Origin of the sequence: Sphingobium sp. LMA1-1-1.1, assembly GCF_040676365.1 — a bacterium.
Classification (GTDB): domain Bacteria; phylum Pseudomonadota; class Alphaproteobacteria; order Sphingomonadales; family Sphingomonadaceae; genus Sphingobium.
Map to the genome: position 1 here is coordinate 453,690 of NZ_JBEGHS010000034.1, position 13,385 is coordinate 467,074.

The following is a 13,385-nucleotide window of genomic DNA, read 5'->3' on the forward strand; positions in this document are numbered from 1 at the left end:
GAGTTGATAGAGAATAATGGCCCGTCCCCGTCCCGAAGCCTTCGACAAGAAGAAGATCGTCGCCGAGAACCGGCGCGCCCGTTTCGAATATTTCCTGGAGGATGTGTTCGAGGCGGGCATCGCCCTGCAAGGAACCGAGGTGAAGTCCCTGCGCTTTGGCGAGGGCAATATCGCGGAAAGCTATGCCGAGGTGAAGGGCGAGCAGGTGTGGCTGGTCAACAGCAACATCCCCGAATTCAGCCATGGCAACCGCTTCAACCATGAGCCCAAGCGCCCCCGCAAGCTGCTGCTGCACCAGCGGGAGATCGCCCGCATGCACGGCGCGGTCGAGCGCAAGGGCATGACGCTGGTGCCGCTGTCGATCTATTTCAACAGCCGCGGCAAGGCGAAGGTCGAGCTGGCGCTGGCCAAGGGCAAGAAGACCCATGACAAGCGCGACACGATCAAGGAACGCGACTGGAAGCGCGATCAGCAGCGCATCATGAAGGCGCATCGCTGATGGACAACAGGCTCTCCCGCTGGTGGCACGCCAATGCACCCACCCGCGAATCGCTGGAGAACAACCGCTTTTTGGCCCCGGTGGCGCACCGGGTGCTGGAACCCTCGCTGTGGCGCTTCACGCGGCGTTCGGTGCCGCGCGGCGTGGCACTGGGGCTGCTGGTGGGCATCTTCCTGCTGATCCCCGGCGTGCAGATTGCGGGCGCGGCGCTGCTGGCGCTGCCGTTCCGGGCGAACATCCCGCTGGCGGCGGCGATGACCTTCCTTTCCAATCCGGCGACAACGCCGCTGTTCCTGATGGCGTCCGTCTATATGGGCAACTGGCTGCTCGGGCGGTCGGCGGATGCTTCGGGCTTCATGGCGCTGATCGACCGGCATGCCTCGATCCGCGAATGGTGCGCCTGGCTGTTTTCGGAAGCAGCGCCTGCCATGTTGCTGGGGCTGGCGCTGATTTCGCTGGCCTTTGCGGTGGTCGGCTACTTCCTGGCCGACTGGATCTGGCGCCATCGCATGGGCCGGAAATGGCATGCGCGCAAATTGAGGATTGGCAAGGCACGCGAAAGCAGCGCATTGGAGGAAATCGCTTCGGCCTGACCGGCGGGAGCGGGCAGTCCATTGTGAATGCAGGGGGATAGCCGGGCCGTGTCCGCGCGTGTGATCAGGGATGGAGACGCCTGGGCGGCAGACCGATCGTCGCCCCTTGCCCTGCCGCTGCTCATCCTGATGGCGCTGATGTCAGCCGGGCTGGTCGTCTATGCCGCGGGCAACTGGGCGCTGGGCGCCGGCTTCGGCGCGGCGGTGCTGGCCGGGGCGGCGCTGCTCGGCTGGTATCGTCGGCTTTATCCGCAGGAAGTGGCCATGGGCGAGGCCGTGCCGGACTGGACCGTGGCGCGGGCCGCGGCCGACGCCTCCAACATGGCGATCGCGGTCACCGATCGTGCCGGCCGGCTGGTCTGCGCCAGCGATCTGTTCGGGGAATGGTTTCCCGGTTTTCCGACGCCGCCGCAAATCACCGGCGACAGCAGCCTGTCCGACAGTCTGGGCAACGCCGCCCGCACCGCGTGGCGCGACGGCGAAGCACGGGTCGAGGGCATCGTCCAGGGTGCGTTGCGGCTGGATGCCTTCCTCTGCCGCACCGGCCGTTCGGAGGATTATCTGCTGTGGCGCTTTTCCCCGGTGCGCCAGCCAAGCGCCTTGGATGATGTGCATCGCCTGCTGATCGGAGAGGCCGGGCGGCAATTGGGCGAAGCGGGCATCATGGCGGTGATGATCGGCGGGGAAGGACGCATCCGGGCCGCCAATGGCGCCTTCCTGCTGCGCGCGGCGGGCCGGATCGACGCCAATATCACCGGGCGTGATTTCGCCGCGCACATGCGGGTGGACGACAAGGGGCGGCTGTTCCTGGCGCGGGAGGAATCGGGCGGCATTCCGCTGCGGCTGTTGCAGGTACCGCTGAAGCGCGCCGTCCAGCCGACGGGGGCGCAATCGGGCGCGCAGGATGGGCCCATGCTGCTGTTGCTGATCGATGAGCCGGCGGGCAATGCGGGCGGCACGTCGGCGCTTTCCTATATCGAGACGCTGTTGTCGCTGCTGCCCTTCGGCCTGGCGATGGCGGATCGCGATGGACGCGTGCTGTTCATGAACAAGGCCTTTTCGCGGGCCGCTGGCGTCAAGCCAGAGGAGAAGCCAAGCTATCCCGGCGACCTGGTGGTGCGGGAGGACCAGGCGGCGGTGGCCGATGCCGTTCGACGCTTTGCGGTGGGGCCGCAAATGTCGGGCGACGTCGCCGTGCGCATGCGCAACCAGCCCGACGAGCCGATCGCGCTCAGCCTGGCCGGCGTTCGCGGCCTGGGCGAGGCGGCGGTGCTGCTCTCGCTCAAGGACAACAGCGAGGAGAGCAAGCTCAAGCGGCAGGTGGCGCAGGCGACCAAGATGCAGGCGATCGGCCAGCTGGCGGGCGGCGTGGCGCACGACTTCAACAATATACTGACCGCCATCATCGGCCATTGCGACCTGATGCTGATGCGCCATACGCCCGGCGACAGCGACTATGACGACATCCAGCAGATCAAGTCGAACAGCAATCGCGCCGCGGGGCTGACCCGCCAGTTGCTCGCCTTCTCGCGCCAGCAGACGCTGCGGCCGCAGATATTGCAGTTGCCCGACATCGTCGCCGACGTATCCAACCTGTTGAAGCGGCTGCTGGGCGAGAGCGTCAAGCTGGAGGTCAGCCATGGCCGCAATCTGGGGGCGGTGCGGGCCGATCCCGGCCAGTTGGAGCAGGTGATCGTCAACCTGGCCGTCAATGCCCGCGATGCCATGCCGGACGGCGGCACGCTCAACATCCAGACCTATGGCGTGCCCGCCGCCAAGGTAAGGGAGATGCGGTCGGACATATTGCCGCCGGCCGACTATACGGCGGTACGGGTGTCCGACACGGGGCTGGGCATCCCGCCCGACATTCTTTCCAAGATCTTCGAACCCTTCTTCACCACGAAGGAACTGGGCAAGGGAACGGGGCTTGGCCTTTCCACCGTCTACGGCATCGTCAAACAGTCGGGCGGGTTCATCTTCGCCGAGTCCGAACTGGGGCGCGGGGCGAGCTTCGTCATCTACCTGCCGGTCTATCAGGGCGCCGATGTCGATCAGGCGGCCCAGCCCAAGGCCCCGGCCCGTCGCAGTGAAACCTGGGGCACGGGCACCGTGTTGCTGGTGGAGGACGAGGATATGGTGCGCGCCGTCGCGGAAAGGGCCTTGTCGCGCCAGGGCTATAAGGTGCTGACCGCCAATGACGGCGAACAGGGGCTGGAGGTTCTGGGCGGGGACGAGAAGATCGACCTGCTCATTTCCGACGTCGTGATGCCGAACATGGATGGTCCGTCGATGGTGGCGCGAGCGCGGGCGAGCCATCCCGACCTGCCGGTGCTGTTCATGTCGGGTTATGCCGAGGAACAGTTGCGCAAATCGATCGACATCGCCAATGTGGCTTTCCTGCCAAAACCCTTTTCTGTCAGCCAGTTGGCGGAAGCGGCACGGGATGCATTGGCGATGCGGCCGACGGCGGAGTGAATTTGGACAATGAACTTCTGCGCGGTTTGTCGATTATGCCTGTGGGAAAAGGCCTTTGGGGTTGCGATGGGTAAGATTGGGGACCGCAAGCATGTCTGATGGCAAGACCATCCTGGTCGTCGAGGATGAGGCAATGATCGGGATGATGCTGGAGGATTATCTCGATACGCTCGGCTATCGGCTGCACGCCATCGCCGAATCGGTCGATGACGCCTGCGCCAGGGCGCGCGAGGGCGGCTTTGATGCGGCGCTGCTCGATTGCAACCTGCATGGCGAGAAAAGCTGGCCCGTGGCAGATATATTGGCGCAGAGCGGCATACCCTTCATCTTTGCGACTGGCGGCATGGCCGACGACCTGCCGACGGGCCACGCCGACCGGCCGACTTTGGCCAAACCCTTCACCATCGGGGCGGTGGAACGCGCGCTGAACAAGGCGTTGGGCACCGCTTAAGAAAATTTCGTTCACCCCTTGTTCCATAAGAACAAACAGGATACATGATGGCCACGCGCCATCCGGACCGGCGCGTTCCGCTTGACAGGGGATAGGCCGATGACCGCAATGCTCTCACTCATCGATTCCAAGAAGACAGGGACAATGGACAGACAGAAAGCATTGGAAGCGGCCCTTTCCCAGATCGACCGCGCCTTCGGCAAAGGTTCGGCCATGAAGCTGGGCAGCCGCGAGAAGATCGAGATCGAGGCGATCTCGAGCGGATCGCTGGGACTGGACATCGCGCTCGGCATCGGCGGCCTGCCGCGCGGACGCATTGTCGAGATTTATGGACCCGAAAGCTCGGGCAAGACCACGCTGGCGCTGCACGCCATTGCAGAGGCGCAGAAGACCGGCGGCATCGCGGCCTTTGTCGATGCGGAACATGCGCTTGATCCGGTCTATGCCAGGAAGCTGGGCGTCGATATCGACGAACTGATCGTGTCGCAGCCCGACACGGGCGAGCAGGCGCTGGAGATCGTCGATACGCTGGTGCGTTCGAACGCGATCGACGTGCTGGTGATCGACTCGGTCGCCGCGCTGGTGCCGCGCGCCGAAATCGAGGGCGAGATGGGCGACAGCCATGTCGGCCTGCAGGCCCGCCTGATGAGCCAGGCGCTGCGCAAGCTGACCGGCTCCATCTCCCGCTCGCGCTGTCTGGTGATCTTCATCAACCAGGTCCGCATGAAGATCGGCGTCATGTACGGCAATCCCGAAACGACGACCGGCGGCAATGCGCTCAAATTCTACGCCTCGGTCCGCCTCGACATCCGCCGCACCGGCCAGATCAAGGACCGTGAGGACATTGTCGGCAACGCGACCCGCGTGAAGGTGGTCAAGAACAAGGTTGCGCCGCCCTTCAAGCAGGTCGAATTCGACATCATGTATGGCGAAGGCGTGTCCAAGATCGGCGAACTGCTTGATATTGGCGTGAAGGCCGGTCTGGTCGAGAAATCGGGCGCCTGGTTCTCCTATGACTCGGTCCGTATCGGCCAAGGTCGCGAGAATGCGAAAACCTATCTGAAAGAACATCCCGAAATGGCGGACAAGCTGGAAAAGGCGATCCGCGGCAAGACCGAGGAAGTCGCCGAAGGGATGATGGCCGGACCCGAGGCGGAGGATGATGGCGAATAAGCGCTGACAGGCTTTCCGGCCAGATCAACCGGAAGGCTCCAGCGCGGTTCTGCCCGCCTGCTGCTTCACGCACTGAAAAGGCCCGCTGCGCCACTGGCGCGGTGGGCCTTTTACCGTGGGTCAAATTAGCATGAACCGGGCGCTGTCTGTGGGCGACCTCAATCCGATCCCGGCTATTTGTCGTCCGTCAGAACTGGATGTTGATCGGCTCCGGGCGCGCGCTGTGCTCCTGCGGAGGCAAGAGCGCAGCGCGCGCCCGGAGGAACATGACGACGCTTGAAGTCGGCGCTGTGGAGCGGCCTGTCTCATTCGGCGCCTTTCGCTGGGGGTGGTGTGCGAAGGGGCGGGAATCGCGAGCGCCGTCTACTGTCCGGCCGTTCCAGCCGTCGACCGCAATTGCGCAGCTCCATCGCTTGCGGCATCCTGAAGCAATGACCGATCCCATGCCTGTCATCCAGAGCCTGCTCTCCGGATTGCCGATCTTCCTGCTCCACCTGGCCTCTGCCACCCTGGCCTGGCTGGCGGCGCTGGCACTCTATATGTGGATCACGCCGCATGATGAATTTGCGCTGATCCGGGAGGGCAATGCAGCGGCGGCGATCTCGCTGGGCGGGGCAGCGATCGGACTCGCGGTGCCGCTGGGCTTTTGCCTCGCGGGTTCGGTGAATGTCTGGGACATCATGATCTGGGGGAGCGTCACCCTGATCCTGCAACTCATCGCCTTTCGCATGGTCGATTTCCTGCTGGGCTCGCTACCCACCCGAATCGAGGCGGACGAACGGTCCGCCGCCATCTTCCTTGCCATGATGAAGGTCGCCATAGCCTGCCTTACTGCCGGCGCGGTCGCGGGCTGAGCCATGGCGCGCGGGCGCTTCGGCTGTCTGCCAGGCCTGCTTGGCATCATCCTGGCGCTGCTGTGGATCAGCGAGGTGACCAGGCCTACGCCGCTGCGTGTCGAGGCGTTCGACCCCCGCTCCCCCCGCCGCCCGATGCCGCAATGGAGCGATGAGAGCTTCGTCATCGAGGAACGGGCAGAGGCGCCCGCCGACAGCATGGGCACGACCTTCTCAATCGATCGTTCCGGCGCCTGGCTGACCGCCGAGCATGTCACCCATGGCTGCACCCGCGTCGGCATAGAGCAGGGCGGCTTTGCCCGACCCGTGTCGCGGCTGGTGGAAAGCCGGGAAGCGGACGCCTCGCTGGTGCGCGGCGGCGTTGCGAGCGACCAGGCCCTGCCGCTGTCGGACCGCATGCCGCCGCCTGGATCGGTCGGCTATCATATGGGTTTTCCCGGCGGCCAGCCGACGCTGGTCATATCGGAGCTTATTGGTGCAGCGCGCGCCCGGCGCGGGGTGGGGGAGGAGACGCAGCCGGTGCTCGCCTGGGCCGAACATGCGCGCATCCCCATGGGGGACGGCACCTTGTCCGGCATCAGCGGCGGACCCGTCTTTGCCGAGGACGGGCATGTCGTGGGCGTCAACAGCGCCGCCACGGACCGGCGCGGGCGGATATTGACGACGGCACCCGATGCCATGATGCGGCTGGTCGTCGCCAGCCGGGCGGTGACGGAACGGCCGGTGGCCTACCCCTTCCTGGACGTCGCCGATGCGCACGCCCGCTTCGAATCCTGGTTGGCGCAGGGGGTGATCCGGCGCATCTTCTGCGATGTGGATGATGGGCCGGAGCAGTTGACGGCAGGTAGCCCCAAGGGCTAGGTCGCGCCAAATTCACAGGATCTGGACCATCATGAGCGATACGCCCCCCGACCGCCTTTCCACCAACCCGAAGAGCCCCTTTTTCGACATGGACGTGCTGCAGCGGGGCATCGGCATCCGCTTCAAGGACCGGGTCCGCAATGACGTCGAGGAATATTCCATCTCGGAAGGCTGGATTCGCGTCGCGGCCGGGAAGACGCGCGACCGTCATGGGCAGCCGCTGACGATCAAGCTCTCCGGCCCGGTCGAAGCCTGGTTCGAGAATCCTGCGGAGGACGCCGGGCAAAGCGCGGACAAGGCGGAATAGTCTTTTCGATCGCGGTGGACGAAAGACGCGCTCTCCTGGTTGGGGTGGCGTCTTTCGACGCGAAGGCGCCAGCGATCCCCGCGCCTCAACGCAAGGCCGCGTCCCGTTTCACCTCCGCGATGATGTCGCGCAGCGAGCGGGTCGAGGGCGTCGAATCGGCATAGCGGATGGCGCGCAGGTCAATCGTCAGGCGCGGCTGTCGGGCAACGACCGTCCGCGCCGACGGCGCCTCCGGCTCCGGATCGTCCTTCGCCACGTTCATGCTCGCAAGACGAACGCTGTCGCCCAGTGCGGGGTCGGGCTGGAACTCATGCAATTGCGGCTTGTCGGGATAGATGAAACCGAAGGTCGGGTTGCTGCGCGCGCCCATCTGGTTGGTCGGACTGTGCCAGACGCGCACCGCGCTCCAGTCGCCTGCTTCGGACACGTCGATCGCGAGGACATCTTCTTCGATCGCGCCAGGTACCGACCAGTTGGCGTGCCGGATCAGCACGCGCCGGTCATCCAGGACCCGGCTGACCACTGCGACATGACCCAGCACCATCGGGCCGACGGGACGGAAGGCCAGCACTGCGCCCCTGCGCGGTGAATGGCCGCGTTTATAGTGATTTTCCGCCTGGTCCCACCAGGTCAATGCGTCGCCATGGATCTGAACGCCCGATACGGTGCGCGCATAGGGCACGCATTGCAGCATGGTCGCGCCCGGCGCCGGCGTCGTGATCATCAGGCCGGCCAGCAACAAGGCCGCCCAGCGCGTTTTTCCCAATTTCATGCGACCCCAAAAAAGTCAGAATCGCCCCACCGGCCCTGAAACTAGGCGCTGGCGTTTAGGAAATGGTTAAAATGTCAGAAAGCAGTCTGGGCACCGTCGACGCCGACGGTCGCGCGATCCGCCATGGCGATCTGCACCGGAGCAACGATCGGCTTTTGCGCGTAGATGAAGCCCTTGGCGGCGTTCGGCCGCAGACCCAGATCCCCGATCGGGCCATACCATACGCGCACGTTGGTCCAGTCGTTGTTGGGGGAAACGTCGATAGCGCGGACATTGCGCTCAATGCCGCCGCGATAGGACCAGTTGGCATGGGTCAGCAGCACTTCGCGCTCGTTGATCACCTTGCTGACCATCGCGACATGGCCGACCGGCATCGAACGGCTGGCGGCGAAGGCGAGGACGGCACCGACCCGCGGTTCATGGCCGCGCTCATAGCGGCCCTCGGCCTGGCCCCACCAGCTATTGGCATTGCCGTACAGCGCGATGCCGGAAACCTGGCGGGCGAAAGGAGCGCATTGCAGGACACCCGCGGCGGCCGGGGTCGTGATCAGGGCGCCAAGCACAAGCGTTGCCGCTGCGACAATAGCGCGAAAACCACCGATCATAGAAATGCGACCCCCGACTTCTGGAACGACTGACCCCGTGGAGGCTTTAGGGCAGACGCCGGACTTGTTGGGAAGCGCCCAGCGACGAATCGTTGTTGCGACGCGTCAATCTGCGGAACGAACGACCTGGCCAGCCGTTACGCAAAATCGGCTGGCTTTACCCAACTCATTGAAAAGACTGTCTTCCGTTCCCGTCATCCAGACCTGACCGCCGGGTTCGCGCAGCCGGTCGAACAGCGCAGCCCGTCGCGATGGGTCGAGATGCGCCGCCACTTCGTCGAGCAACAGCACCGGGGGCTGGCCGCGATGCGCCGAGACCAGCGCGGCGTGGGCGAGCAGGATGGAGAGCAGCAGCGCCTTCTGCTCACCGGTCGAACAGAGCGCGGCGGCCTGCGCCTTGGCAGCATGGACAACGGCGAGATCCTGGCGGTGCGGGCCGGACAGGGTGCGGCCGGCGGCGGCATCGCGGCGGCGCTCGCGCGCGAGGCGAAGCCCCAGGGGTTCCTCGCTCGCTTCTTCCTCGATCGCCAGCAGGGGACGGGCGAAGGGCTGGTCGGGCTGGCCCTGCAGCGCAGCCTGAAGGCGGCTGACCAGATCGGCACGGGCAGCGGCCAGGGCGGCGCCATGTTCGTCCATCTGCGTTTCCAGTGCGCTCAGCCAGGAGGGATCGGCGGCGGACAGATCGTTCAGCAGCCGGTTGCGCGCGCGCATCGCCGCCTCATAACGGGCGCTGTGCACGGCATGGGCGGGATGCAGCGCCAGCGTCAGCCGGTCCAGGAAACGCCGCCGCCCGCCGGGGCTGTCCATGAACAGGCGGTCCATGGCGGGCGTCAGCCAGACGATGGAGAGATGATCGGCCAGCGCGTTGGCGGAGGAGGCAACGCCGGCGATCCGCACCTGCCGCCGGTCGGGCGCGGAAGCGAGAACCCCCGTGCCCAGCATCACGCCGTCCACTTCCGCCGCAATGCCGAAGCCTCCAGCCCCGTCCTGCCGGACCATGTCGCGCAGGGCCGCGCCTCGCAAGCCGCGCCCGGGAGCCAGCATCGACACGGCCTCCAATATGTTGGTCTTGCCCGCGCCATTGTCGCCCGTCAGCACGATGAAGCTGTGATCGGGCATGATCAGCGCATCCGCATGGTTGCGGAAATCGCTCAAGGTAAGACGGCCGATCATGGGGTGGCTCTATCCAGTGCGAAGGCTTTGGGAAAGCGCGGAGTAGAGCGCCTCCGGTTCCTGCGACGGCAAGGATCGGGAAATCAGCTACACCGCTTGCGTGTCACAGCCCGGCCCCCGTCGATCACCGTCAATTCGCTGCCGCCCGCTGACGGGCGCAGTTCCAGTTTCCTCTTCCAGCTCTGCCCTTCGCCGGTAAAGGCGGCGTCGATGCGGATGCGCCCGTCCGGGCCGTGCGACACGCCGGTCGCCTTCCCCTCGCTTTCCAGGAAGACGAGGCTGGTGGGCGTGATCGTCAGTTCAAGGTCGGCGGCGCGATCGGCGCAGCTTTCGTCCAGCCCGGTCCAGCGCCCCTGCAGGCTGGCGGGAATGGTCGACCCCACCGTCGCCGGCGACGAGGGAATTTCCGGTGCGGGCTCGGCGGTCTGAATCTCGTTCGCGTCCTGCGGCACCTGCTGGATGTCGTTCATCGCCTCATCGACGATATTGGTGGCCATGCCGGGCTGGTCACCCGGCTTGTTGTTGCACGCCGCAAGGACAAGCAGCGGCAGGAGGATCATTGCGCGCATGGGAAGAAAACCGGCGCTTCGCCAATGGGTTCCGGGCCGCCCGCCTTCCTGCTTCATTCCTGCTGTCCTCCAGTCGAGAGGGGCGTTATGCCACGGCCGGGCCGGGAAGGGAGATGTTTTCTTTCCTCGCGGTGGAAGCGAGCGCACTGGCGGGCTTGCGCGCGTCGAGCGTTGCGGTCATCACCATGGCCGAACGCGATGGTATGTCGGCGTCGCCTGCCCGAGCCTGAGCGAATATGCCTGGAAGAAGAGGAAAGCGATGATGAGAAGCCTGAAGATCGCGCTCGCCCTTGCCGCTGCCGCCGCCGGTTCTCACGGCGCCATGGCCGCGCTGGCCGTCGGGGCCAAGGCGCCCGACTTCACCACCCGCGGCGCGCTCGCGGGCAAGACCTTCACGCTGACGCTGTCGCATCAGTTGAAGCGCGGCCCGGTGGTGCTGTATTTCTTCCCGAAGGCGTTCACGCCCGGCTGTTCCGCCGAAGCGCGGGAATTTGCCGAACATATCGAGGATTTCAGGAAAGCGGGCGCAACCGTCATCGGCATGTCGGGCGATCCGGTGAACGATCTCGTCGCCTTCTCCACGAAGGAATGCGCGGGCAAGTTCGCCGTGGCATCGGCCGGGCCGGCCATCGTGTCGGGCTATGACGTGGCGCTGAAGATGCAGCCGGGCATGACGGACCGTACCTCCTATGTCATTGCGCCGAGTGGCCGCATCGCCTTCGTCCATAGCGAGATGAACTATGCCGGCCATGTGAAGAGCACGCTGGCGGCCGTTCAGGCGATGAAGCAGAAATAGGGCGTTCGCGCCGGCGACGCCCTTATTTTTTCACATATTTGCCGAACCAGTCGAGCGTCGCCTGCCAGGCGGCCTTGGCGGCGGCTTCGTTGTAGCTGGGACGATAGTCGGCCATGAAGCCGTGGTCGGCGCCGGGATAGACGGTGATCGCGTCGGGCGGCGATTTGCCGGCGATCTTCAGCGCGGCCTGCATCTTCTCTACGTCGGCCACCGGAATGCCCTTGTCGAGCGCGCCATATTGGCCGAGCACCGGGGCCTTGAGCTGGCTCACCTGCTCGATGACGCTCAGCGGCTGCAATTCCGTCTTGTCGCTGATCAGCCGGCCATAGAAGGCGACGCCCGCGTCCAGTTCCCTGCTATGGGCGGCGTAGAGCCATACCACGCGCCCGCCCCAGCAGAAGCCCGTCATGCCCCGCCGCCTGCCGTCGCCGCCATGGCTGCCCGCCCAGGCATAGGTGGCGTCGATGTCCTTCAACACCTGCTCGTCGGAAGCCTTGGAAACGATGGTGCCAATCAGTTGCTTGAAGTCCGCGACCTTGGTCGCGTCGCCATGGCGCGCGAACAGGTCGGGCGCGATGGCATAATAGCCCGCCTGGGCGAAGCGGCGGCAAAGATCGCGTATCCACTCGTGCACGCCGAATATCTCATGCACCACGACGATGATCGGTGCGGCCCTGGCGGCGGCAGGCCGCGCGACGAAAGCAGGCATGGCGAAGCCGTCGCTCGCCCTGATCGACACGGCCTCTTCCTTCAATCCTTCGCCGGAAGTCTGGACCGCGCTGCTGGATATGGGACGGCAGGCGGCAGCGAACCCGGCAGCGAATGCCCCGCCCATCAGCAGCTTGCGCCGGTCGAGTCCGGTCGAGCCGATCCAGTTTCTGTCCTCTGGCAAGCGTTGGGGCTGATCCTGTCCGTTGGTCATGCGCATCTCTCCTCAAGCCATTGCGGCAGAGCCTGAGCCTTTTCACATGGAGCGAGAACGCCCTGTCCCCGGATGCCGCATTTTTCCGAGTCGTTGATCCTGGCGCGCCGCGTCAGATCAGGCGCGGCCATGCCCTCCGAATTTTCGTCGTCGCATCGTCAATCGGATGATCGCTGTCCGGTTTTTCGCACGATGCTTGAAGTCCCCTTATAATCCAAGAGCAAAGGGAATGATCATCCCGTGACCGGGACGGCCGCGCTCCTCTCATTCTCCGCTTCCAGCGCCTTCGACCGCTCCTCCAGATAGACCTTGATCATCGCGATGATCGGGTCGGCGAGAAACAGACCCATGATCCCGAACAGCGCGCCGAACAGGATTTGCGCCGCCAGCACGAGCGCGGGAGCCAGATCGGTGGCGCGCTTGGCCACCATCGGTACGATCAGGTAACCGTCGACGATCTGCACGACCAGATAGACGCCGAACGCATATAGCCCGGCATTCACGCCCGCCGAAAAGCCGACCAGCACGATCAGCACGCCGGAGATGATCGACCCGATATTGGGGAGGAAGGCGAACAGTCCGGTCAATATGCCGAGCAGCCCGGCCATCGGCACCCCGCCGGCCCAAAGCAGCAGCCAGGTTCCCACGCCCTCCACCGTCATGCCGATCAGCCGGCCGAACATCAGCCGCCGGAGCGTCCAGCCCATCCGGTCGGCAATGGCGTAGAAGCGACCGCGCCTGTCCATCGGCAGCATCCAGGCGACGCCGCGCTCATAGAGCTTGGGTTCTATCGCGATGAAGATGGCGAGCACCAGCATCATCACCCCGCTGGTGACCGCACCGACCATCGTCCCCACCGCCGCCGTTACCCGTCCGAGCGAACTCATCGCCTGTTGCGCCAGGCTCTTGAAATCCTCCGGCGTGGTGGTGATGCCGAGCTGTTGCAGCCATTGGCCAATGCGGTTGATCTGCGTCTCGACGATGACCCGCATCGCCTGTGCCTGCGCAGCCAGGCTCGATCCCGTCAGGTAGAAGGTATAGATCAGGAAGGCGAGGGCGGCGATCAGCACCAGGGCCAGTCGCCAGCCGCGCCCGATCGGCAGGACCCGGCCCAGCAGCCGGGTACCGCCGTCCATCATCGTGGTCAGGACCAATGCGCCCATGATGAGCATGATCGGCTGCGCGAGCAGCACGAGCAGCGCGATGGCGATGCCGATGGCGAACCAGACCCCCGCGCGCTTGATCTCATGCTGGACCAGCGGGCTGCGCAATTCGCTGGGGCCGGGTTCCTCAATGTGGATTTTCGTCCCGCTCAATCCAGGCCCCCTATGCAAG

The 13,385-nt window shown here is 65.2% G+C and carries 15 protein-coding genes; 9 read left to right on the top strand and 6 right to left on the bottom strand.

The annotated features are described in order from the left end of the window. Positions 1-16 precede the first annotated feature (16 nt). The 8 genes from smpB (at position 17) to MRBLMA1_RS16305 (ending at position 7,213) form a co-directional block, all read left to right on the top strand. A complete protein-coding gene (smpB, locus tag MRBLMA1_RS16270) occupies positions 17-499 on the top strand; it encodes an SsrA-binding protein SmpB (protein WP_007683053.1) in 483 nt (160 codons plus the stop codon). Next, positions 499-1,092 carry a DUF2062 domain-containing protein gene (locus MRBLMA1_RS16275; protein ID WP_133653931.1) on the top strand — a complete coding sequence of 198 codons (594 nt, stop codon included), beginning with the start codon at positions 499-501 and terminating at the stop codon, positions 1,090-1,092. The genes smpB and MRBLMA1_RS16275 overlap by 1 nt, the downstream gene beginning before the upstream one ends. Positions 1,093-1,140: 48 nt before the next feature. Next, a complete protein-coding gene (locus MRBLMA1_RS16280) occupies positions 1,141-3,567 on the top strand; it encodes a hybrid sensor histidine kinase/response regulator (protein WP_363738081.1) in 2,427 nt (808 codons plus the stop codon). Between the two features lie 91 nt (positions 3,568-3,658). Beyond that, positions 3,659-4,018: a response regulator gene (locus tag MRBLMA1_RS16285; protein ID WP_363738083.1), complete on the top strand. Its 360-nt coding sequence runs from the start codon at positions 3,659-3,661 to the stop codon at positions 4,016-4,018. 99 nt (positions 4,019-4,117) lie between these two features. Continuing rightward, positions 4,118-5,191 carry a recombinase RecA gene (gene recA / locus MRBLMA1_RS16290; RefSeq protein WP_363738085.1) on the top strand — a complete coding sequence of 358 codons (1,074 nt, stop codon included), beginning with the start codon at positions 4,118-4,120 and terminating at the stop codon, positions 5,189-5,191. A gap of 431 nt (positions 5,192-5,622) precedes the next feature. Next, positions 5,623-6,045, top strand: coding sequence for a DUF350 domain-containing protein (locus MRBLMA1_RS16295; RefSeq protein ID WP_133653927.1), 423 nt, complete (start codon positions 5,623-5,625; stop codon positions 6,043-6,045). Between the two features lie 3 nt (positions 6,046-6,048). Further along, positions 6,049-6,906, top strand: coding sequence for a S1 family peptidase (locus tag MRBLMA1_RS16300; RefSeq protein WP_363738086.1), 858 nt, complete (start codon positions 6,049-6,051; stop codon positions 6,904-6,906). A 31-nt stretch (positions 6,907-6,937) separates the two neighbouring features. Next, positions 6,938-7,213, top strand: a complete 276-nt coding sequence (locus MRBLMA1_RS16305; RefSeq protein WP_133653925.1) for a DUF3297 family protein — start codon at positions 6,938-6,940, stop codon at positions 7,211-7,213. Between the two features lie 85 nt (positions 7,214-7,298). Here MRBLMA1_RS16305 and MRBLMA1_RS16310 read toward each other — a convergent pair whose 3' ends face one another. The 4 genes from MRBLMA1_RS16310 to MRBLMA1_RS16325 form a co-directional block, all read right to left on the bottom strand. Then, positions 7,299-7,985 carry a CHAP domain-containing protein gene (locus MRBLMA1_RS16310; RefSeq protein WP_363738088.1) on the bottom strand — a complete coding sequence of 229 codons (687 nt, stop codon included), beginning with the start codon at positions 7,983-7,985 and terminating at the stop codon, positions 7,299-7,301. A gap of 74 nt (positions 7,986-8,059) precedes the next feature. Continuing rightward, entirely contained in the window at positions 8,060-8,590 is a 531-nt protein-coding gene (locus tag MRBLMA1_RS16315) for a CHAP domain-containing protein (protein WP_363738090.1), read from the bottom strand. A gap of 105 nt (positions 8,591-8,695) precedes the next feature. Further along, on the bottom strand, positions 8,696-9,763 hold the full coding sequence (gene recF / locus MRBLMA1_RS16320; protein ID WP_363738092.1) for a DNA replication/repair protein RecF: 1,068 nt from the start codon (positions 9,761-9,763) through the stop codon (positions 8,696-8,698). An 83-nt stretch (positions 9,764-9,846) separates the two neighbouring features. Then, on the bottom strand, positions 9,847-10,389 hold the full coding sequence (locus MRBLMA1_RS16325) for a hypothetical protein (protein WP_363738094.1): 543 nt from the start codon (positions 10,387-10,389) through the stop codon (positions 9,847-9,849). Positions 10,390-10,591: 202 nt separating this feature from the next. Here MRBLMA1_RS16325 and MRBLMA1_RS16330 point away from each other — a divergent pair, with 202 nt between their 5' ends. Then, positions 10,592-11,128 (top strand): peroxiredoxin, encoded by a 537-nt coding sequence (locus MRBLMA1_RS16330; protein ID WP_363738096.1) that lies wholly within the window; start codon positions 10,592-10,594, stop codon positions 11,126-11,128. 22 nt (positions 11,129-11,150) lie between these two features. On the opposite strand, the gene MRBLMA1_RS16335 is transcribed toward MRBLMA1_RS16330, so the two are convergent. Together MRBLMA1_RS16335 and MRBLMA1_RS16340 are read right to left on the bottom strand one after the other, a co-directional pair. Next, the gene (locus MRBLMA1_RS16335; protein ID WP_363738098.1) at positions 11,151-12,050 is read right to left on the bottom strand and encodes a dienelactone hydrolase family protein; all 900 of its coding nucleotides are present in this window, start codon (positions 12,048-12,050) and stop codon (positions 11,151-11,153) included. Between the two features lie 233 nt (positions 12,051-12,283). Continuing rightward, the gene (locus MRBLMA1_RS16340) at positions 12,284-13,366 is read right to left on the bottom strand and encodes an AI-2E family transporter (protein ID WP_208108099.1); all 1,083 of its coding nucleotides are present in this window, start codon (positions 13,364-13,366) and stop codon (positions 12,284-12,286) included. Between the last annotated feature and the right edge of the window lie 19 nt (positions 13,367-13,385).